The organism is Mycolicibacterium thermoresistibile, from assembly GCF_900187065.1.
Classification (GTDB): Bacteria; Actinomycetota; Actinomycetes; order Mycobacteriales; family Mycobacteriaceae; genus Mycobacterium; species Mycobacterium thermoresistibile.
In genome coordinates, this window is record NZ_LT906483.1 from 2256946 (window position 1) to 2277985 (window position 21040).

The 21040-nt window shown below is 67.9% G+C and carries 13 protein-coding genes and 3 rRNA genes; all 16 read left to right on the top strand.

Going from position 1 to position 21040, the window contains the following annotated elements:
* The first annotated feature begins 21 nt into the window (after positions 1 to 21).
* Entirely contained in the window at positions 22 to 3024 is a 3003-nt protein-coding gene (locus tag CKW28_RS10560) for an acyl-CoA synthetase (protein ID WP_003923785.1), read from the top strand.
* A gap of 81 nt (positions 3025 to 3105) precedes the next feature.
* Positions 3106 to 3585 carry a hypothetical protein gene (locus tag CKW28_RS10565; RefSeq protein ID WP_003923784.1) on the top strand — a complete coding sequence of 160 codons (480 nt, stop codon included), beginning with the start codon at positions 3106 to 3108 and terminating at the stop codon, positions 3583 to 3585.
* A 5-nt stretch (positions 3586 to 3590) separates the two neighbouring features.
* Positions 3591 to 3806, top strand: coding sequence for a Trm112 family protein (locus tag CKW28_RS10570; protein WP_040546016.1), 216 nt, complete (start codon positions 3591 to 3593; stop codon positions 3804 to 3806).
* A gap of 43 nt (positions 3807 to 3849) precedes the next feature.
* Positions 3850 to 4503 carry a DNA-3-methyladenine glycosylase gene (locus CKW28_RS10575; protein ID WP_003923782.1) on the top strand — a complete coding sequence of 218 codons (654 nt, stop codon included), beginning with the start codon at positions 3850 to 3852 and terminating at the stop codon, positions 4501 to 4503.
* 18 nt (positions 4504 to 4521) lie between these two features.
* Positions 4522 to 5820 (top strand): tyrosine--tRNA ligase, encoded by a 1299-nt coding sequence (gene tyrS / locus CKW28_RS10580; RefSeq protein ID WP_003923781.1) that lies wholly within the window; start codon positions 4522 to 4524, stop codon positions 5818 to 5820.
* A gap of 341 nt (positions 5821 to 6161) precedes the next feature.
* A 16S ribosomal RNA gene (locus CKW28_RS10585) occupies positions 6162 to 7688 on the top strand.
* A gap of 329 nt (positions 7689 to 8017) precedes the next feature.
* A 23S ribosomal RNA gene (locus CKW28_RS10590) occupies positions 8018 to 11154 on the top strand.
* A 111-nt stretch (positions 11155 to 11265) separates the two neighbouring features.
* A 5S ribosomal RNA gene (rrf, locus tag CKW28_RS10595) occupies positions 11266 to 11380 on the top strand.
* The 16S, 23S and 5S rRNA genes sit together here, the layout of an rRNA operon.
* Positions 11381 to 11576: 196 nt before the next feature.
* Complete coding sequence (locus CKW28_RS10600; protein WP_081475584.1) at positions 11577 to 12521, top strand: tetratricopeptide repeat protein; 945 nt, start codon at positions 11577 to 11579, stop codon at positions 12519 to 12521.
* A gap of 1 nt (position 12522) precedes the next feature.
* On the top strand, positions 12523 to 13554 hold the full coding sequence (locus tag CKW28_RS10605) for an HAD-IIA family hydrolase (protein WP_003927427.1): 1032 nt from the start codon (positions 12523 to 12525) through the stop codon (positions 13552 to 13554).
* 13 nt (positions 13555 to 13567) lie between these two features.
* Positions 13568 to 13753, top strand: a complete 186-nt coding sequence (locus tag CKW28_RS10610) for a hypothetical protein (RefSeq protein WP_003927426.1) — start codon at positions 13568 to 13570, stop codon at positions 13751 to 13753.
* Between the two features lie 6 nt (positions 13754 to 13759).
* Positions 13760 to 14569, top strand: a complete 810-nt coding sequence (locus CKW28_RS10615) for a TlyA family RNA methyltransferase (RefSeq protein ID WP_003927425.1) — start codon at positions 13760 to 13762, stop codon at positions 14567 to 14569.
* Entirely contained in the window at positions 14566 to 15489 is a 924-nt protein-coding gene (locus CKW28_RS10620; RefSeq protein ID WP_003927424.1) for an NAD kinase, read from the top strand. The genes CKW28_RS10615 and CKW28_RS10620 overlap by 4 nt, the downstream gene beginning before the upstream one ends.
* 6 nt (positions 15490 to 15495) lie before the next feature.
* Positions 15496 to 17277: a DNA repair protein RecN gene (gene recN, locus CKW28_RS10625; RefSeq protein ID WP_003927423.1), complete on the top strand. Its 1782-nt coding sequence runs from the start codon at positions 15496 to 15498 to the stop codon at positions 17275 to 17277.
* 134 nt (positions 17278 to 17411) lie between these two features.
* A complete protein-coding gene (locus CKW28_RS10630; RefSeq protein WP_050812076.1) occupies positions 17412 to 19757 on the top strand; it encodes an esterase-like activity of phytase family protein in 2346 nt (781 codons plus the stop codon).
* Between the two features lie 98 nt (positions 19758 to 19855).
* Positions 19856 to 21040: a putative cytokinetic ring protein SteA gene (steA, locus tag CKW28_RS10635; RefSeq protein ID WP_003927421.1), complete on the top strand. Its 1185-nt coding sequence runs from the start codon at positions 19856 to 19858 to the stop codon at positions 21038 to 21040.

The following is a 21040-nucleotide window of genomic DNA, read 5'->3' on the forward strand; positions in this document are numbered from 1 at the left end:
GGGGATAAGAGGAGCGCGGCGGTGGTGAACTTGAAAGCGATCTCCAAGCCGGTGGAACGGCTGGTGGCCACCGCGCAGAACGGGTTGGAGGTGTTGCGCTACGGCGGTCTGCAGACCGACATGGCGCCCTCCCCGTTCCAGATCATCCAGAGTGTGCCGATGTACCGGCTGCGGCGGTACTTCCCGCCGGACACCCGGCCCGAGGCGCCGCCACCGGGCCCCCCGGTGCTGATGGTGCACCCGATGATGATGTCGGCCGACATGTGGGATGTCACCCGGGAGAGCGGTGCGGTCGGCATCCTGCACCGGTCGGGCATCGACCCGTGGGTGATCGACTTCGGATCCCCGGACAAGATCGAAGGCGGGATGCAGCGCAACCTGGCCGACCATGTGGTGGCGCTGTCGGAGGCCATCGACGTCGTCAAACAGGTCACCGGCCGTGATGTGCACCTGGCCGGCTACTCCCAGGGCGGGATGTTCTGCTACCAGGCCGCGGCCTACCGCCGCTCCAAGGACCTCGCCAGCATCATCGCGTTCGGCGCCCCGGTGGACACCCTGGCCGCCCTGCCGCTGAACCTGCCCGCCGGGCCGGCCGCGGCGGCCGCCGACTTCATGGCCGACCACGTGTTCAGCCGCATCGACATCCCGGGTTGGTTGGCACGCACCGGATTTCAGATGCTCGACCCGGTCAAGACGGCGCAGGCCCGGCTGGAGTTCCTGCGGCAGCTGCATGACCGGGAGGCGCTGCTGCCGCGGGAACAGCAGCGCCGATTCCTGGCGTCGGAGGGCTGGATCGCCTGGTCCGGACCGGCGATCTCGGAACTGCTCAAACAGTTCATCGCGCACAACCGGATGATGACCGGCGGCTTCTCCATCAACGGTGAGCTGGTGACGCTGTCCGACATCAAGTGCCCGGTGCTGGCCGTGGTCGGTGAGGTCGACGACATCGGCCAACCGGCGTCGGTGCGCGGCATCAAACGTGCCGCGCCCGACGCAGATGTGTACGAGTTCACCATCCGCGCAGGACATTTCGGTTTGGTCGTCGGGTCGAAGGCGTCCAGCCAGACGTGGCCGACGGTGGCCAAGTGGGTGAAGTGGATCGAGGGCGGCACCGAGATGCCCGAACAGGTGGCGCCGATGGCGCCGCAGGCAGCCGACCCGGACGAAACCGGTGTGACGTTGGCGTCCCGGGTCGCGCACGGCACCGCCGCCGCCGGGGAGATGGTGTTCACCCTGGCCCGCACCGCGGCCGACGCGGTGGTCGCGGCGAACCGCTCGGCGCGCACCCTGGCCGTCGAGACCGCGCGCACCCTGCCCCGGCTGACCCGCCTGGGGCAGATCACCGACCACACCCGCATCTCGCTGGGCCGCATCATGTCCGAACAGGCCCGCAACGCCCCGCGCGGCGAATGCCTGCTGTTCGACGGCCGGGTGCACACCTACGAGGCGGTGGACCGCCGGATCAACAACGTGGTGCGCGGGCTGATCGATGTGGGGGTGCGGCAGGGCACCCGGGTGGGCGTGCTGATGGAGACCCGGCCCAGCGCGCTGGTGGCGATCGCCGCGCTGTCCCGGTTGGGTGCGGTCGCGGTGCTGATACCGCCGGATGCCGACCTCGCCGAGGCCGCCCGGCTGGGCGCGGTGACCGAGATCATCGCCGACCCCGGACATCTGGACGCGGCGCGTGCCCTGGGCCAGCGGGTGCTGGTCCTCGGCGGCGGGGAGAACCGCGACCTGAACCTGACCCTGTCAGAAGACGTCGCGGACATCGTCGACATGGAGCAGATCGACCCCGACGAGGTCGAGCTGCCCGGCTGGTACCGGCCCAATCCGGGGCTGGCCTGCGATCTGGCGTTCATCGCGTTCAGCCGCACCGACGGTGAGCTGGTGGCCCGCCAGATCACCAACTTCCGGTGGGCGGTGTCGGCGTTCGGCACCGCGTCGGCGGCCAACCTGGGCCGCGGCGACACCGTCTACTGTCTGACCCCGCTGCACCACCAGTCCGGTCTGTTGGTGGCGCTGGGCGGTGCGGTGGTCGGTGGTTCGCGGATCGCGCTGTCGCGGGGGTTGCGACCGGACCGCTTCGTCCACGAGCTCCGTCAGTACGGCGTCACGGTGGTGTCCTACACCTGGGCGATGCTCGGCGAGGTGATCGACGATCCCGGGTTCTCGCTCAGCGGCGGCCATCCGGTCCGGCTGTTCATCGGTTCGGGTATGCCGACCGGCCTGTGGAAGCGGGTCGTCGACATCTTCGAGCCGGCCCAGGTGGTCGAGTTCTTCGCCACCACCGACGGGCACGCCGTGCTCGCGAACGTCTCCGGCGCCAAGATCGGCAGCAAGGGCCGGCCGCTGCCTGGCGTCCGGCAGCTCGAGCTGGGCGCCTACGACCCCGAGGACGACCTGATCCTCGAGGACGAACGGGGGTTCGTGCGCCGCGCCGAACCCGACGAGGTCGGGGTGCTGTTGGCCCGGCCGCGCGGACCCGTCGATCCGACCGCGTCGATCAAGCGGGGGGTGTTCGCGCCGGCGGACACCTGGGTGTCGACGGAGTATCTGTTCCGCCGCGACGAGGACGGCGACTTCTGGCTGGTCGGTAACCGCGGCGCGGTCATCCACACCGCGCGCGGGCCGGTGTACGCCGCCGCGGTCAACGACGCCGCCGGGCGGATCGGGCCGGTGGATCTCGCGGTGACCTACCCGGTGCCGGTGGGGGACAGACAGCTCGCGGTGACCGCGCTGAAACTGCGGCCCGGCGGCAGCCTTCCCTCCGCCGATCTGTCCGAGGCGCTTGCCGACCTCCCCGTCGGCAGCCCGCCGGACATCGTGCACGTCGTGCCGTCGATGGAGCTGAGCGCCACCTATCGCCCGCTGGACGGACCGCTGCGGGCGGCCGGGGTGCCGAAAGCGTCCCGCACCGCCTGGTTCCTGGACCCGGAGACCGGCCGCTACCGGCGGCTCACCGCGGCGGTGCGGTCCGAGCTGGTCGGGCGCCGGCGCCGCGCCGACGCGGAGTCCACGGGATAACCGGGTAACGGCGACGGCCTGCCGGTCGATGTCACGATTGTTAGGCTCCCGCTGGCGGCAGCCGCAAACCGAAGGAGCGCAATGGGAGGATTCATACCCTTTCACCGCGGGTGGGCCTGGTGCCGTGTCGCGGTCGGCTCCGCGCTGACGGTCGGCGTTCTGATGGCCGCGGCGGCGGGTCCCGCGCACGCCGATGTGCTCGACGACGTCTACGCCCAGTACGCGACCGGTCGCGGCGGCGGTCAGGTGTCCAACCTGGTGCACGACTCGATGAAGTTGCGGGCGTTGGGCTTTCCACCGTCACGAGCGAACATCGCCGCGATCGAGGACGCGCTGCGCTACCGGCCGAATCAGAAGCCGCTGATCGACGCGTTGAAGGACACCGTCGCCTATCAGCGCAAGCGGCAGGCGCAGGCGGCCAACGCGCAGACCGGGCCGAATCCGTTCACGATCGGCATCAACCAGTTGCCGCCGGGCGTGCCGCCGGATCCCACCAATCCCGACCAGACCGGCATCTTCATCGCCCCCGGTGGCAGCATCCAGCAGCCGGTGGGGCCGTGAGCACCGTGCTCGACGAGAAGCTGCTCGACATCCTGGTCTGCCCGCAGGACCGCGGACCCCTGCTGTTGATCGACGGGGAATGGCTGTACAACCCGAGGCTGCGGCGGGCCTATCCGATCGAGGACGGCATCCCGGTGCTGTTGGTCGACGAGGCCCGCACCGTCACCGATGACGCCGAGCACCAGCGCATGCTCGAGCGGGGGTCGGGCCGGTCCGGTTAGCCTCCGGTCGGCCGGCGCCGGGCCGCCGGGCACAATCGGCGGCGTGAATGCCGGCGATGCCCGGGGTGGCGGTGGTGGCTGCGGTGACGCTGACGTCCTCGCGGTCGATCCGGTGACGGCCGCCCACCGGTTGCTCGGCGCGGTCCTCGTCGGCCGCGGTGTCACCGCCACGATCGTGGAGGTCGAAGCGTACGGCGGCCCGCCCGACGGTCCGTGGCCGGACGCGGCGGCACACTCCTACCGCGGCCGCAACGGCCGCAACGCGGTGATGTTCGGTCCGGCCGGCCGGCTCTACACCTACCGCAGCCACGGCATCCACGTGTGCGCCAATGTGGCGTGCGCCGAGGACGGGGTGGCCGCTGCGGTGCTGCTGCGGGCGGCGGTCGTCGAATCCGGAGCCGGGGTCGCCGCCGAGCGCCGCGGGCCGGCGATCAAACCCGCGGGGTGGGCGCGGGGACCGGGCAACCTCTGCGCGGCCCTGGGGATCACCATGGACGACAACGGCCTCGACCTGTTCGATCCGGCGGCGCCGGTGCGGCTGCGGCTGGCCGCGTCGCCGCCCGCGCCGGTGAGCGGTCCCCGGGTCGGGGTGAGCAAGGCCGCGGACCGGCCCTGGCGGTTCTGGGTGGCCGACCGGCCCGAGGTGTCGTCGTACCGGCGCAGTCCACGGGCACCGGCGCCCGGTGACAGCGACTGATACGCCAAGATTGACATCGTGACTGCTGCGGAGACGACAACCTCACGGACCGGCATCCTCGACGAGCTGGACTGGCGCGGGCTGATCGCCCAGTCCACCGACCGGGATGCGCTGCGCGCCGAACTGGCGGCCGGACCGGTCACCGTCTACGCGGGGTTCGACCCGACCGCGCCGAGCCTGCATGCCGGGCACCTGGTGCCGCTGCTGACGCTGCGCCGGTTCCAGCGGGCGGGGCACCGGCCGATCGTGTTGGCCGGCGGCGCCACCGGGCTGATCGGCGACCCGCGGGACACCGGGGAGCGCACCCTGCAGTCCGCCGATGTCGTCGCCGACTGGGCCGACCGGATCAAGGGACAGCTGGAGCGGTTCGTCGAGTTCACCGACGGGCCCACCGGTGCGATCGTGGAGAACAACCTGACCTGGACGGGCGGGCTGACCGCGATCGAGTTCCTGCGCGACATCGGTAAGCACTTCTCGGTCAACGTGATGCTCGACCGCGACACCGTCCGGCGCCGGCTCGAGGGCGAGGGCATCTCCTACACCGAGTTCAGCTACATGCTGTTGCAGGCCAACGACTATGTGGAGCTCTACCAGCGGTACGGCTGCCGGCTGCAGATCGGCGGGTCCGATCAGTGGGGCAACATCGTCGCCGGTGTCCGGCTGGTGCGCCAGAAGCTGTCGGCGACCGTGCACGGGTTGACGGTGCCGCTGGTGACGGCGGCCGACGGCACCAAGTTCGGCAAGTCCACCGGTGGCGGGAACCTCTGGCTCGATCCGGACATGACCTCGCCCTACACCTGGTACCAGTACTTCATCAACACCGCCGATGCGGACGTGATCCGGTACCTGAGGTGGTTCACGTTCCTGTCCGCCGAGGAGCTGGCCGAGCTGCAGGAGGCCACCGAGCAGCGGCCGCACGAGCGGGCCGCGCAGCGCAGGCTGGCCCGGGAGCTGACCACCTTGGTGCACGGTCAGCAGGCCACCGAATCCGCCGAACACGCCAGCAGGGCGTTGTTCGGGCGGGGCGAGTTGGACCGCCTGGACGAACCGACGCTGGCGGCGGCGCTGCAGGAGGCCTCGGTCGCCGATCTGGAGCCGGGCGCACCGGATTCCATCGTCGACCTGTTGGTGGCCAGCGGCCTGGTGCAGAGCCGGGGCGCGGCCCGCCGCACCGTCGCCGAGGGTGGCGCCTATGTGAACAACCGGCGCATCGAGGCCGAGGACTGGGTTCCCGAGCCGTCGGACTATCTGCACGGCCGGTGGCTGGTGCTGCGCCGGGGCAAGCGGAATATCGCCGGCGTCCGCCGCGTTGGATGAGTGGCAGCGATGGACGTGAGCAGCCGAAACGCAGCGTCTATCAGGCGATTTGACTCTGAGTTTCCACTCACGTAACTTATCCATCGTCGTTGCGACACGGTGCGAACCGCAGAGCGCGACGGCCCTCCAGAGGTAAGGCCCCACTTCGGTGGGTGCCGAACCGTCCGCGATTCGAGTCAGCGGCGAAACGCCGCGGATGAGTGCGCGGCTGGGCGGGTGTGTTGTTTGAGAACTCAATAGTGTGTTTGGTGGTTTTTGTTTGTTGTTTTTGTTTTTGCCGCACCCTGTTTTTCCCGTTTGGGGGTGTGGTTTGTTTTGCCAGTGATTTTCTGGACAGTTTTTGTTTGGAGAGTTTGATCCTGGCTCAGGACGAACGCTGGCGGCGTGCTTAACACATGCAAGTCGAACGGAAAGGCCCCTTCGGGGGTGCTCGAGTGGCGAACGGGTGAGTAACACGTGGGTGATCTGCCCTGCACTTTGGGATAAGCCTGGGAAACTGGGTCTAATACCGAATACACCCTGCTGGTCGCATGGCCTGGTGGGGGAAAGCGTTTGTAGCGGTGTGGGATGAGCCCGCGGCCTATCAGCTTGTTGGTGGGGTGATGGCCTACCAAGGCGACGACGGGTAGCCGGCCTGAGAGGGTGACCGGCCACACTGGGACTGAGATACGGCCCAGACTCCTACGGGAGGCAGCAGTGGGGAATATTGCACAATGGGCGCAAGCCTGATGCAGCGACGCCGCGTGAGGGATGACGGCCTTCGGGTTGTAAACCTCTTTCAGTGCCGACGAAGCGGAAGTGACGGTAGGCACAGAAGAAGGACCGGCCAACTACGTGCCAGCAGCCGCGGTAATACGTAGGGTCCGAGCGTTGTCCGGAATTACTGGGCGTAAAGAGCTCGTAGGTGGTTTGTCGCGTTGTCCGTGAAAACTCACAGCTTAACTGTGGGCGTGCGGGCGATACGGGCAGACTAGAGTACTGCAGGGGAGACTGGAATTCCTGGTGTAGCGGTGGAATGCGCAGATATCAGGAGGAACACCGGTGGCGAAGGCGGGTCTCTGGGCAGTAACTGACGCTGAGGAGCGAAAGCGTGGGGAGCGAACAGGATTAGATACCCTGGTAGTCCACGCCGTAAACGGTGGGTACTAGGTGTGGGTTCTTTCCTGAGGATCCGTGCCGTAGCTAACGCATTAAGTACCCCGCCTGGGGAGTACGGCCGCAAGGCTAAAACTCAAAGGAATTGACGGGGGCCCGCACAAGCGGCGGAGCATGTGGATTAATTCGATGCAACGCGAAGAACCTTACCTGGGTTTGACATGCACAGGACGCCGGCAGAGATGTCGGTTCCCTTGTGGCCTGTGTGCAGGTGGTGCATGGCTGTCGTCAGCTCGTGTCGTGAGATGTTGGGTTAAGTCCCGCAACGAGCGCAACCCTTGTCTCATGTTGCCAGCGGGTAATGCCGGGGACTCGTGAGAGACTGCCGGGGTCAACTCGGAGGAAGGTGGGGATGACGTCAAGTCATCATGCCCCTTATGTCCAGGGCTTCACACATGCTACAATGGCCGGTACAAAGGGCTGCGAAGCCGTGAGGTGGAGCGAATCCCTGCAAAGCCGGTCTCAGTTCGGATCGGGGTCTGCAACTCGACCCCGTGAAGTCGGAGTCGCTAGTAATCGCAGATCAGCAACGCTGCGGTGAATACGTTCCCGGGCCTTGTACACACCGCCCGTCACGTCATGAAAGTCGGTAACACCCGAAGCCGGTGGCCTAACCCCGTCTGGGGAGGGAGCCGTCGAAGGTGGGATCGGCGATTGGGACGAAGTCGTAACAAGGTAGCCGTACCGGAAGGTGCGGCTGGATCACCTCCTTTCTAAGGAGCACCACGAGAAACATCCCCGGTTGGTGGGGGTGTGTGCCGTGTGGAGTCGGTTGCTGTAGTGGCGCCGGCTGGGTGCGCAACAAACGTGTTCATCCCTGTGAAACGGGTGTTTTTTGGGGGTGGCGGGATCACCGGACACACTATTGGGCTTTGAGGCAACACGCCTGTGTTGTCGCCCCGTCTTTGGTGGTGGGGTGTGGTGTTTGATTTGTGGATAGTGGTTGCGAGCATCTAGCACGCGCGAGCCTGGTGCCCCTGGTTTGTGGGGGTTTCGGGTTTGTGTGTGGGATGTGCAATTTCTTTGTTTTGTGCTCATGGTGTTGTAAGTGTGTTAGGGCGCATGGTGGATGCCTTGGCACTGGGAGCCGATGAAGGACGTGGGAGGCTGCGATATGCCTCGGGGAGCTGTCAACCGAGCGTGGATCCGAGGATTTCCGAATGGGGAAACCCGGCGCGAGTGATGTCGCGTCACCCAGCGCTGAATGTATAGGCGTTGGGGGGGAACGCGGGGAAGTGAAACATCTCAGTACCCGCAGGAAGAGAAAACAACCGTGATTCCGTTAGTAGTGGCGAGCGAACGCGGATGAGGCTAAACCGCATGCATGTGATACCGGGTAGGGGTTGTGTGTGCGGGGTTGTGGGAGCGGTTCGTCCGGGTCTACCTGCCCGGAGGGTAGTGATCAAGTGTTGTGGTTAGCGGAAGTGGCCTGGGATGGTCTGCCGTAGACGGTGAGAGCCCGGTACGCGAAAACCCGGCACCTACCTTGGATCGTTTCCCGAGTAGCAGCGGGCCCGTGGAATCCGCTGTGAATCTGCCGGGACCACCCGGTAAGCCTGAATACTTCCCAGTGACCGATAGCGGATGAGTACCGTGAGGGAATGGTGAAAAGTACCCCGGGAGGGGAGTGAAAGAGTACCTGAAACCGTGCGCTGACAATCCGTCAGAGCCTCTGCCCTTGTCGGGTGTGGGGTGATGGCGTGCCTTTTGAAGAATGAGCCTGCGAGTCACTGACATGTCGCGAGGTTAACCCGTGGTGGGGGAGCCGTAGCGAAAGCGAGTCTGAATAGGGCGTATCCAATCCGTAGGGGTTGGTGTAGTGGCGTGTTGTGGACCCGAAGCGGGGTGATCTACCCATGGCCAGGGTGAAGCGCGGGTAAGACCGCGTGGAGGCCCGAACCCACTTAGGTTGAAGACTGAGGGGATGAGCTGTGGGTAGGGGTGAAAGGCCAATCAAACTCCGTGATAGCTGGTTCTCCCCGAAATGCATTTAGGTGCAGCGTCGCATTGTTCTTGCTGGAGGTAGAGCTACTGGATGGCCGATGGGCCCTCACAGGTTACTGACGTCAGCCAAACTCCGAATGCCGGCAAGGTGTAGTGCGGCAGTGAGACGGCGGGGGATAAGCTCCGTGCGTCGAGAGGGAAACAGCCCAGATCGCCGGCTAAGGCCCCGAAGTGTGTGCTAAGTGGAAAAGGATGTGCAGTCGCGAAGACAACCAGGAGGTTGGCTTAGAAGCAGCCACCCTTGAAAGAGTGCGTAATAGCTCACTGGTCAAGTGATTGTGCGCCGATAATGTAGCGGGGCTCAAGCACACCGCCGAAGCCGCGGCAGCCGTGCCCGTTGTGGGTGTGGTTGGGTAGGGGAGCGTCCTGCATCCGGTGAAGCCACAGGGTGACCTCGTGGTGGAGGGTGTGGGAGTGAGAATGCAGGCATGAGTAGCGATAAGGCAAGTGAGAACCTTGCCCGCCGGAAGACCAAGGGTTCCTGGGCCAGGCCAGTCCGCCCAGGGTGAGTCGGGACCTAAGGCGAGGCCGACAGGCGTAGTCGATGGACAACGGGTTGATATTCCCGTACCCGTGTGTGGGCGCCCCTGACGAATCACCGGTACTAACCGCCCAAAACCTCGCTGACCGGATCCTTCGGGTGATGGCGGTGGGGGGCTGCGCGGGACCTTCGGTGGTAGTAGTCAAGCGATGGGGTGACGCAGGAAGGTAGCCGTACCAGTCAGTGGTGATACTGGGGCAAGCCTGTAGGGAGTCAGATAGGCAAATCCGTCTGGCGTGAATCCTGAGAGGTGATGCATAGCCGAGTGAGGCGAATTCGGTGATCCTATGCTGCCGAGAAAAGCCTCTAGCGAGCACACACACGGCCCGTACCCCAAACCGACACAGGTGGTCAGGTAGAGAATACCGAGGCGTACGAGTGAACTATGGTTAAGGAACTCGGCAAAATGCCCCCGTAACTTCGGGAGAAGGGGGACCTCCGACGGTGAACACCTTTGCGGTGGGAGCGGTTGGGGGTGGCACAAACCAGTGAGAAGCGACTGTTTACTAAAAACACAGGTCCGTGCGAAGTCGCAAGACGATGTATACGGACTGACGCCTGCCCGGTGCTGGAAGGTTAAGAGGACCCGTTAACCCCTTTCGGGGGGTGAAGCGGAGAATTTAAGCCCCAGTAAACGGCGGTGGTAACTATAACCATCCTAAGGTAGCGAAATTCCTTGTCGGGTAAGTTCCGACCTGCACGAATGGCGTAACGACTTCTCAGCTGTCTCAACCATAGACTCGGCGAAATTGCACTACGAGTAAAGATGCTCGTTACGCGCGGCAGGACGAAAAGACCCCGGGACCTTTACTACAACTTGGTATTGGTGCTCGGTGCGGCTTGTGTAGGATAGGTGGGAGACTGTGAAGCTCGGACGCCAGTTCGGGTGGAGTCGTCGTTGAAATACCACTCTGGCCGTATTGGGCCTCTAACCTCGAACCCTGAATCGGGTTCAGGGACAGTGCCTGGCGGGTAGTTTAACTGGGGCGGTTGCCTCCTAAAAGGTAACGGAGGCGCCCAAAGGTTCCCTCAGCCTGGATGGCAATCAGGTGTTGAGTGTAAGTGCACAAGGGAGCTTGACTGCGAGACGAACATGTCAAGCAGGGACGAAAGTCGGGACTAGTGATCCGGCACCTCTGAGTGGAAGGGGTGTCGCTCAACGGATAAAAGGTACCCCGGGGATAACAGGCTGATCTTCCCCAAGAGTCCATATCGACGGGATGGTTTGGCACCTCGATGTCGGCTCGTCGCATCCTGGGGCTGGAGTAGGTCCCAAGGGTTGGGCTGTTCGCCCATTAAAGCGGCACGCGAGCTGGGTTTAGAACGTCGTGAGACAGTTCGGTCTCTATCCGCCGCGCGCGTCAGAAGCTTGAGGAAGCCTGTCCCTAGTACGAGAGGACCGGGACGGACGAACCTCTGGTGCACCAGTTGTCCCGCCAGGGGCACCGCTGGATAGCCACGTTCGGACAGGATAACCGCTGAAAGCATCTAAGCGGGAAACCTTTTCCAAGACCAGGCTTCTCACCCTCTAGGAGGGATAAGGCCCCCCGCAGAACACGGGATTGATAGGCCAGACCTGCACACCCAGTAATGGGCGTAGGGAACTGGCACTAACCGGCCGAAAACTTACAACACACCACAACTCGCAACCACACCCACAAACACATCGAACCATCACACCCCACCACCAAAAACAAACCAAGGGGCACCGACGACTTATGAATAGAGCGACGGCTGAATAGAGTTACGGCGGTCCATAGCGGCAGGGAAACGCCCGGTCCCATTCCGAACCCGGAAGCTAAGCCTGCCAGCGCCGATGATACTGCCCCGAACGGGCGGAAAAGTAGGACACCGCCGAACACACACAGAATTACCCCCCACAATCGCGTGGGGGGTAATTCTATTTTTCGGTCTTCTTTCGTGTGGATGATCGCGGTATTTCCGACGGAATGATCGGCGATTCGTCGGTGTTCCTCGGAAATTGTGGCGTTACGGACGCACCGCGTATCCTGCTGGTACGGCGTCGGAGACACCGACTGAAAAGAAGAAGGGTGACGTGGTCGACAGGCAAGGCGGCAACCACGATCGGCGGTCGAATGGCAGCCCGGACGCCGGTCGTTCGCGGCCGCACGGTTCGGCTCCCCGGTCCGCCGGGCCGCACCGGGGACCACGCACCCCATCGGGCACCCAGCCGGGACGGGCGGACGGCGGACGGCCCAGACGCGCGGACGACCGGCGTCCCGATCGCCGGCGTCCCGACGGGCGGCGGACGGATCAGGATCCTCGAAGCGCCGGGAAGGACGCGCGGAAGGACGGCGCGCGTGACCGGGACGGGCAGCCGCAATGGCCGCCGATACCGGAACATGTTGAGGCACGCCAACTTGCGCCGGAGATCCGCCGGGAGTTGGCCACCCTGGACCGGGTGACCGCGGACGCGGTGGCGCGCCGGCTGGTCGCCGCCGGTGAACTGCTCGACGAGGATCCCGAAACCGCGCTCGCCCATGCCCGCGCCGCCCGGGCCCGGTCCGGTCGCATCGCAGCGGTGCGGGAGGCCGTGGGTATCGCCGCGTACCACTGTGGGGACTGGGCGCAGGCGCTGTCGGAGTTCCGCGCCGCGCGGCGGATGGGCAGCAAGTCCCCGCTGCTGCCCCTGATCGCCGATTGCGAACGGGGAGTGGGCCGCCCGGAACGGGCGATCGAACTGGCCCGCAGCCCGGAGGCGGCCGAACTGACCGGTGACGATGCCGATGAGTTGCGGATCGTGGTCGCCGGCGCCCGCTCCGACCTCGGGCAGCATGAGCAGGCGCTGGCGGTGCTGGCCAGCCCGCCGCTCGATCCGAAACGCACCGGCACGACCGCTGCGCGGTTGTTCTACGCCTACGCGGACACCTTGCTGAAACTGGGCCGCCGCGACGAGGCGCTGCAGTGGTTTTTGCACGCGGCGGCCGCCGATGTGGCGGGCGCCACCGACGCCGAGGACCGGGTGACGGAGCTCAGCTGACGTGAATTCCGTCGCACAACACCATGACTGCCTGCTGCTCGACTTGGACGGCACGGTGTTCAGGGGACACGAGCCGACCCCCGGGGCGGTTGAGTCGCTGCGCACCGTGGCGGCCCGCACCCTGTATGTGACCAACAACGCGTCCCGGGCGCCCGGCGAGGTGGCGGAGCATCTGCGGTCGCTGGGTTTCGCCGCCGCCGCCGAGGACGTGGTCACCAGCGCGCAGAGCGCCGCGCGGCTGCTGGCGACCACACTGCCCGCCGGCGCACCGGTGCTGGTGCTCGGCACCGAGGCGCTGGCCGAGGAGGTCAGGGCCGTCGGACTCGAACCCGTCCGGCAGTTCGCCGATCGACCGGTGGCGGTGGTGCAGGGTATCTCGCAGCAGACCGGCTGGCCGGAACTGGCCGAGGCGGCACTGGCCATCCGGGCCGGCGCGTGGTGGGTCGCCACCAATGCCGACCGGACACTGCCGTCGGAACGAGGTCTGCTGCCCGGCAACGGCGCCATGATCGCCGCCCTGCGGGCGGCCACCGACCGGGAACCCGAGGTGGCCGGAAAACCCCAGGCGACCCTGATGCTCGATGCCCTGAGCCGCGGATCATTCGAACGGCCCCTGGTGGTCGGTGACCGGTTGGACACCGACATCGCCGGAGCGAACAACGCCGGGTTGCCCAGCCTGCTGGTGCTCACCGGAGTCAACGACGCCGCCGACGCGATCTGGGCGGTCCCGGGCGAACGCCCGGATCTCATCGCAGCGGATCTGCGGTCCCTGCACACCCCGGCCGAGGAGTTGCGGGTGGCGCCGCACCCGGCGTGGCGGGTCGATCTGAACGACGGCGGCACCATCCGGGTCACCTCGACCGGGGCGGATCCGGGTGATCCGCTGTCGGTGGTGCGCGCGGTCGCGCACGCGGTCTGGACCGCCGACCTGGTCACCACCGGGGACACCGCCGGGCTGCCGATCATCGGCGCCGACGACGCCGCCCGCGCGGCGCTGCACCGGTGGGCGTTGTCGCCGTTCCGCATCGACTAGCGTGAACATCGCTATGACCACCGATCCCGAGCAGATCCGTGCCCAGATCTCCGAGTTGCTGGCCGATGTGCCGGACCCGGACTCCGCGGGCGCCGATTTCTCAGACCTCGCCGACGATCAGATCGACTTCATCGCGGCCCGGCTGGAGCAGGCGCACGACCTGTTGGTCCGCGCGCTGGAATCGGTGGAGAAGGGGTGAACGCAGGTGACGCGGCGCGCACGTGTTGACGCCGAGTTGGTGCGACGGGGGCTGGCCCGGTCCCGGCAGCAGGCCGCCGAGCTGATCAGCGCCGGCCGGGTGTGTGTCGACGGGATCCCGGCGCGTAAGCCCGCCACCGCGGTCGCGGTCACCGCCCACCTGACGGTGACCGGCGCGGACGAGCGCGAGTGGGTGTCGCGCGGGGCGCACAAGCTGATCGGCGCGCTGGACGCCTTCGACGTCGGCGTCGAAGGCCGGCGCTGCCTGGACGCCGGCGCCTCCACCGGCGGATTCACCGAGGTGCTGTTGGACCGCGGCGCCCGGGAGGTGGTCGCCGTGGACGTCGGGTACGGGCAGCTGGCCTGGTCGCTGCGCACCGATCCGCGGGTGACGGTGCTGGAACGCACCAATGTGCGGGACCTGACCCCGGACGCGATCGGCGGGCCTGCCGAGCTGATCGTGGCGGATCTGTCGTTCATCTCGTTGACCACGGTGCTGCCGGCGCTCACCCGCTGCGCCACCGCCGATGCCGATATGGTGCCCATGGTGAAACCACAGTTCGAGGTCGGCAAGGACCGGGTGGGCGCGGGCGGCGTGGTCTCCGATCCGGGGCTGCGGGTCACGGCGGTGCTGTCGGTGGCCCACCGCGCCGCGGATCTCGGCTGGTCCACCGTCGGGGTGGTGGCCAGCCCGCTGCCCGGGCCGGCCGGCAACGTCGAGTACTTCCTGCATCTGCGGCGCGACCGCGACGGGGCGCTGACCGGTGCCGCGTTGGACGCGGCGGTAGACCGGGCCGTCACGGAGGGACCACAGTGAACCGCGAACGCAACATCCTGCTGGTGGTGAACCCCGGCCGCGACGAGGTCACCGAGGTCGCCCGTCGGGTCGAGAAGATCCTGGGGGACAACGGAATCGGTCTGCGGATGTTGTCGGCCGCGGCAGTCGACCGCGGTTCGATGGGCCACGACTCCGACGGGATGCCCGACCTCGGCGACGAGGTCGACGTGGTCGACGCCGAGGAGCGCGCCGCCGAGGGCTGCGAGGTGGTCATCGTGCTGGGCGGCGACGGGACCTTCCTGCGGGCCGCCGAACTGGCGCGCAACGTCGACATCCCGGTGCTGGGCGTCAACCTCGGCCGGATCGGCTTCCTCGCCGAAGCGGAAGCCGACTCGATCGATCACGTGCTGGAGCGGGTGGTGGCCCGCGATTACCGGATCGAACACCGGATGACCCTCGACATCGCCGTGCGGGTCGACGGCCGGGTCGTCAACCGCGGGTGGGCGCTGAACGAGGCGAGCCTGGAGAAGGGACCCCGGCTCGGAGTGCTCGGCGCGCTGCTCGAGGTCGACGGGCGGCCGGTGTCCTCCTTCGGCTGCGACGGAGTGCTGGTGTCCACCCCGACGGGTTCCACCGCCTACGCGTTCTCGGCGGGCGGGCCGGTGGTGTGGCCGGATCTCGAGGTCATCCTGGTGGTGCCCAACAACGCCCACGCGCTGTTCGCCCGCCCGATGGTGACCAGCCCGGAATCCACGATCGCCGTCGAGGTGGAGGCCAACGGCCATGACGCGGTGGTGTTCTGCGACGGCCGCCGCAAGATGGTGGTACCGGCCGGGGGCCGGGTCGAGGTGACCCGCTCGGCCACCCCGGTGAAATGGGTGCGGCTGTACAGCGCGCCGTTCGCCGACCGGCTGGTGCGCAAGTTCCGGCTGCCGGTCACGGGATGGCGGGGGCAGTAGCGCACGGTGCTATCGGAAATCCGCATCGAGTCACTGGGGGCGATCAGCAGTGCCACCGCGGAGTTCGACCGTGGGCTGACGGTGCTGACCGGTGAGACCGGCACCGGGAAGACGATGGTGGTCACCGGACTGCATCTGCTCGGCGGCGGCCGGGCCGATCCCACCCGGGTGCGGTCCGGCGCACAGCGTGCCGTCGTCGAGGGCCGGTTCAGCACCGCCGAACTGCTCGACGAGGCAGCTGCCCGCGTCGATGACATCCTCGCGGCCTCGGGAGCCGAACGCGATGAGGACGGCACCGTCATCGCCGCGCGCACGGTCAGCCGGGACGGACCGTCACGGGCCTACCTCGGCGGCCGCAGCGTCCCGGCGAAGTCGCTGGGCAACTTCACCGGTGAACTGCTCACCGTGCACGGCCAGAACGATCAGCTGCGGTTGATGCGACCGGACGAACAACGCGCCGCGTTGGACCGGTTCGCCGACCTCGGCGGTCGGCTGCAGCGCTACCAACTGCTGCATCAGCAGTGGCTGGACGCCCGACGCGATCTGGCGGACCGCCGGGAACGCGCCCGTGAACTGGCCCAGGAGGCCGACCGGTTGACCTTCGCGCTCAACGAGATCGACGCGGTGGCACCCCAGCCCGGGGAGGACGACGCGCTCGCCGAGAACATCCGCCGGCTGTCCGAACTCGACGCGTTGCGGGAGGCGGCCCGTACCGCCCGCGCCCGGTTGTCCGGCGCGCTCGACGACGACGCGGCGGTCGACGCCACCTCGGCGCTCGACCAGGTCGGCCAGGCCAAGGCCGCGTTGGAGTCGACCGACGACACCGCCCTGCGCGCCCTGGGCGCCCGGCTGGACGAAGCGCTGCTGCTGATCGGTGATGTCGCCGACGAACTCGGCGGCTACCTGGAGGGGCTGCCCACCGACGCCAGCACGCTGGAGACCAGCCTCGCCCGGCAGAGCGAGTTGCGCACCCTGACCCGCAAGTACGCCGCCGACATCGACGGTGTGCTGCAGTGGGCGCAGCAGGCCCGCGACCGGCTGGCGCAGCTCGACGTGTCCGAGGAAGCGCTGGGTGAGCTGGAGCGGCGCGTCGACGAGCTGCAGGCCCAGGTGGTCTCGGCGGCGATGGACCTCACCAAGGCGCGGACCCGGGCCGCCGGCCGGCTGGCGAAGGCGGTGACCGCCGAGTTGGCGGGTCTGGCCATGGCCGACGCGGAGTTCACCGTCACGGTGGGCCCGCTGACCGCACGTCCCGATGACACCGCGCCGTTGACGATGCCGGACGGTCAGACCGTGCACGCCGGCCGGCACGGTGTGGACGGGGTGGAGTTCGGATTCACCGCACACCGCGGCACCGATGTGCTGCCGCTGGCCAAGAGCGCCTCCGGGGGTGAACTGTCGCGGGTGATGCTGGCGCTGGAGGTGGTGCTGGCCGCCTCCGCCGAAGGCACCACGATGGTGTTCGACGAGGTCGACGCCGGAGTGGGCGGCCGCGCCGCGGTGCAGATCGGCCGGCGGCTGGCCCGGCTGGCCCGCACCCACCAGGTCATCGTCGTCACCCACCTGCCACAGGTGGCCGCCTACGCCGACATCCATCTGGTCGTCGACAGCGGGGGGCGGGACGCCGACAACCGGGGAGCCAGCCGGGTGCAGCGGCTCGACGAGGAGGGCCGCGTCGCCGAACTGGCCCGCATGCTCGCCGGTCTCGGCGAGACCGACAGCGGCCGGGCGCACGCCCGCGAACTGCTGGAGGCCGCTCAGCGGGAACGGGCCGAGGTTTCGGTCTGAGTTCACCCGACGGTCGCCCGCCGGTCACCTGACGAGGTCAGGATCTGGCGACCGGATCGGACACCTGCAGAGGGGACTGCGTGCAGATCTTCAGGCTGAGCCGCACGGGGCTGGCCGTGGCCGGGGCCGTCACCATGGCGCTGACCGCCTGTTCCACCGCCGACGATCACCCGCGCCCCGACGGCGACGGCGCCGACCGGGTTCGGGCCACGTCGACGATCGAGTGGGTGCCGCCGCCGGATCAGCGCTATCACCGGCTGGCCACCTTCCCGGTGTATCTGAACCGCCCCGACGGCGAAGCCGCCGACACCGAGACGGTCGCGGAGATCTCGACCGTCACCCCGGACGGCGGCACGGTCGTCTACACCGATGCGGCGGCCAAGCGCATCGGCTTCCTCGACATCCGCGATCCGGCCGCACCGGTCGGTGTGGGCACTCTGTCCCTGACCGACCTGGGGCCCCCGACCGACTCGGGGCCCTCGACCGGACCAGGCAGCGCCGACGATCAGCCCACCTCGGTGGCGGCCGTGGACGAGTACGTGCTGGTGGTGGTCGACACCACCGGCGGTGACTTCGCCGATCCGTCCGGCCGGGTCGACGTGGTGCGGCTGGCCGACCGCATCCGGGTGCACAGCATCGACCTCGGCGGTCAGCCAGACTCCGTCGCGGTGAGCCCGGACGGGACATTGGCCGCGGTCGCCATCGAGAACCAGCGCGACGAGGAGTTCACCCCGCCCGGCGGGCAGGAGGGCGATCTGCCGCAGCCGCCCACCGGGTTCGTCGCGCTGATCGATCTCACCGGGGAGCCGGCCGACTGGCGGGTGCGGCGGGTCGACTTCGACGTCGAGGCTGCCCGCGCCGCCGGACTGGACACCCCCGAAGACCTCGAACCCGAATACGTCGACATCAACTCCCGCGGGCAGGTCGCGGTGAGCCTGCAGGAGAACAACGGCTTCGCGGTCATCGACGGTGTCACCGGTGAGGTCACCGGGATCTTCAGCGCCGGAACGCAATCGGTCGCCGGCATCGACACCACCGAGGACGGCGTCATCGATCAGAGCGGGTCGATCGGCGACACCCCGCGCGAACCCGATGCCATCGGCTGGATCGGCGACGACCATCTGGCCACCGCCAACGAGGGCGACTGGAAGGGCGGCACCCGGGGCTGGTCGATCTTCGACGCGAACTCCGGCGAGCTGGTGTGGGACGCCGGGAACTCGTTCGCCCAACTCGCCGTCCGCGCCGGGCTGCACATCGAGAGCCGGGCGGAGGCCAAGGGCCCGGAACCCGAGGGTCTGACCGTCACCGAGCTGGCCGGCCGGCCCACCGTCCTGGTGGCCTCCGAGCGGAGCAACTTCGTCGCGGTCTACGACGTCACCGACGTCACCGCACCACAGTTCCGGCAGCTGCTGCCCACCACACCCGGCCCGGAGGGCGTCCTGGCGATCCCGGCGCGTGACCTGCTGGTGATCTCCTCGGAGACCGACGACGCCGACGCCCGGGTGCGCGCCTCGATCAGCGTCTACGGCTACGGCGGACAGCACGCCGCGGCCGGCGGAACGCCGCCGTTCCCGTCGATCGTCTCCGGGGACCTCGCCGACGTGCCGATCGGCTGGGGCGCCCTGGGCGCGCTGTCCGCCGACCCGGCCGACGAGAACCGGCTGTACACCGCCACCGACATCGCCTACGGCCCGGCCCGGCTGCTCGGGGTGGACGTGTCCCGCAGCCCGGCGGTGATCGACAGCGAGTTGGTGGTGACCGCCGACGGAGATCCGGTGACCCTCGACGTCGAGGGTGTCGCCGCCCGGCCCGACGGCGGCTTCGTGCTCGCGGTGGAGGGCGACCCCGATGAACCGGGACTCGACAACGAGGTGGTGTTCGTCGGCGCCGACGGCGGCATCGAACGGCGGGTCGCGCTCCCCGACGACATCGCCGCCGGACTCGGCGGTCAGGGGTTGGAGGGTGTCGCGCTGGACGGCGACGACGTGTGGGTGGCGGTGCAGCGGGAACTGACCGGCGATCCGCCGGGTGTGGTACGCATCGGCCGGTACCGGGCCGGCGGAGGCGGTCAGGACGTCTGGGAGTGGTTCGGCTACCCCCTGGAGCGCACCGACGCCGAGGGCGATTGGATCGGTCTGTCCGAGATCGCGGTGCACGACGGGAACCTGCTCGTGCTCGAACGCGACAAACTCAACGGCCCGGACGCCCGGATGAAGGCCGTCTACCGGGTGGCGATCCCGGCCGGGCCCGGGGTGCGCACCGCGGCCGAGGCTCCGCCGGTGCTGGCGAAGACGCCGGCGCGGGATCTGTTGCCGGATCTGCGGGCCACCAACGGGTTCACCCAGGAGAAGGTCGAGGGGCTCACCGTCGCCGGCAACGGGCGGCTCTATGTGGTGACCGACAATGACGGTCTGGACGACGCCAACGGGGAGACGGTGTTCCTCGATCTCGGACCGGCGACCGCCGCGCTGGGCGGATAGCCCGCCAGGCTGTGACGGCTGGGGCTGGAGAAACTTCTGGGGCAGGTGTTACGGCGCGCCTCCACCTCAACTTGAGGGTTAGCGTAAACAATCGCCGCATGAGGATGACTGCGCTGCTGTCCCGTAACGCCGCCGCACGCCCGGGGATCACCGGTACCGCCCGGGTGGACCGCGACATCAACCGGCTCCTGCGGCGGGTGGCCCCCGGCGACATCGTCGTCATCGACGCGCTCGACCTCGATCGGATCACCGCCGACGCGCTGGTGGAGGCCAATGTGGCCGGGGTGGTGAACGCGTCGCCGTCGATCTCCGGCCGGTACCCCAATCTGGGCCCGGAGGTGCTGGTCGCCAACGGCATCGCCCTGATCGACGAGACCGGCCCCGAGGTGTTCAAGAAGGTCAAGGACGGGGCGAAGATCCGGCTGCACAACGGCGGGATCTACTCCGGGGACCGGCGGCTGGCGCTCGGTGTGGAGCGCACCGACCATGACATCCACGAGTTGATGCACGAGGCCAAGAGCGGTCTGGTGGCCCACCTCGAGGCGTTCGCCGGCAACACCATCGAGTTCATCCGCAGCGAGAGCCCGCTGCTGATCGACGGCATCGGCATTCCGGACATCGACGTCGACCTGCACCGGCGGCACGTGGTGGTGGTCGCCGAGGAACCGGGCGCCGCCGACGACCTCAAGGCGCTCAAACCGTTCATCAAGGAGTATCAGCCGGTCCTGGTCGGGGTGGGCACCGGCGCCGACATCCTGCGCAAGGCCGGATACCGGCCGGCGTTGATCGTCGGCGACCCGGACAAGATGAGCGCCGAGGTGCTGCGCAGCGGGGCTCAGGTGATCCTGCCCGCCGACGCCGACGGGCACGCCGCGGGTCTGGAGCGCATCCAGGACCTCGGCGTGGGTGCGATGACGTTCCCCGCCGCCGGCTCGGCCGCCGACCTGGCCTTGCTCTTGTGCGATCACCACGGCGCCTCGCTGATCGTCACCTGCGGTCACACCGCCACCATCGAGGAGTTCTTCGACCGCTCGCGTCAGCAGAGCAACCCCTCGACGTTCCTGACCCGGCTCAAGGTGGGGGAGAAGCTGGTCGATGCCAAGGCGGTGGCCACGCTGTACCGCAGCCGGGTCTCCGCCGGCGCGATCGCCCTGCTGGTGCTGGCGATGCTCATCGCGGTCATCGTCGCGTTGTGGGTGGCCCGCGTCGACACCGTCGTCGTCGACTGGGTCATCGACTACTGGAACCGGTTCTCGCTCTGGGTCCAGGGCCTGGTGAGCTAG

Bases quoted from the DNA above. Each gene is read 5' to 3' on its own strand.
- CKW28_RS10565 (WP_003923784.1), top strand. From the start codon at position 3,106: ATGGGAGGATTCATACCCTTTCACCGCGGGTGGGCCTGGTGCCGTGTC.
- CKW28_RS10610 (WP_003927426.1), top strand. From the start codon at position 13,568: ATGACCACCGATCCCGAGCAGATCCGTGCCCAGATCTCCGAGTTGCTG.
- CKW28_RS10630 (WP_050812076.1), top strand. From the start codon at position 17,412: ATGGCGCTGACCGCCTGTTCCACCGCCGACGATCACCCGCGCCCCGAC.
- steA (WP_003927421.1), top strand. From the start codon at position 19,856: ATGAGGATGACTGCGCTGCTGTCCCGTAACGCCGCCGCACGCCCGGGG.